Source organism: Flavobacterium sp. ALJ2 (assembly GCF_015594725.1).
Taxonomy (GTDB): Bacteria; Bacteroidota; Bacteroidia; order Flavobacteriales; family Flavobacteriaceae; genus Flavobacterium.
The window spans coordinates 1-973 of record NZ_JADNRC010000047.1; the positions used below are offsets into that span (position 1 = coordinate 1).

General features: G+C 38.5%; 1 protein-coding gene. It reads left to right on the plus strand.

Features of this window, described 5'->3' with window-relative positions; translation table 11 throughout:
- Nucleotides 1–973 (plus strand): Calx-beta domain-containing protein (locus IUY40_RS19145; protein ID WP_229335688.1); only part of this gene is annotated, 973 nt, incomplete at both ends.

A 973-nucleotide genomic window follows, 5' to 3' on the forward strand; every position in this document is an offset into this window, starting at 1 on the left:
CTATAATCTATCAGGTACAGCCATAAATGGTACAGACTATAGCGCTTTAACAGGTTCGGTAACGATTCCTGCGGGTTTAAGTTATGCAACGATAGCAGTAACTGCTCTACCAGATAATTTGATAGAACCAGACGAAACAGTAGTTATAACAGGAGCAATTACAGCAGGATTTACCTGGGGAAGCAACAATGTAGCTACAGTTAGCATTAAGGATGCAACTGGAAATGATCCAGCAAAGAAAGTACTGAGTATTTCTCCACTTATAGCAAATGTTGCAGAAGGGGAAAGTACTACCATAAAGATAAGTTTGCCAGAAGGAATTACTGTGACAAGTCCAATGGATATAAACTATAAGGTACTTGGTACAGCCATAAATGGTACAGACTATGTAACTTTAACAGGTACGGCAACGATTCCTGCAGGTTCAGGTACGGCAATAATAGAAGTGAATGCTTTAACAGATAACTTGTTAGAATCAGACGAAACGATTATTATAACGGGAGTTGCTACAGCAGGATTTACTTGGAGTGCTATAGCCAATACTGCTATGGTAACGATAACAGATGTAACTGATCCAGCAAACAAAGTATTACGCTTTTCTCCAACTACAGCAGCTGTTGCAGAAGGATCAAGTGCTAGTATAAAAGTAAGTTTACCAGAAGGGATTATTACGACGAAAGATATTACATTCAGCTATGGAGTTAGTGGTACAGCAACTAGTGTTTATGACTATACATCATTGACCGGAACGGGAACGATACTAGCAGGTAATAATTCATTAGATATTGTTGTTACAGCATTAATGGATTCTATTATAGAGGGTGATGAGACTGTAATCTTAACAGGAAGTTCAATACAAGGAGGTTCATTAACTGGATTTAGCTGGGATGATGCAGCCAAGGAGGCTACAGTAACCATTACAGATGTAACTGATTCAGCAGAGAAAGTATTAAACTTTTCTCCAACTACAGCA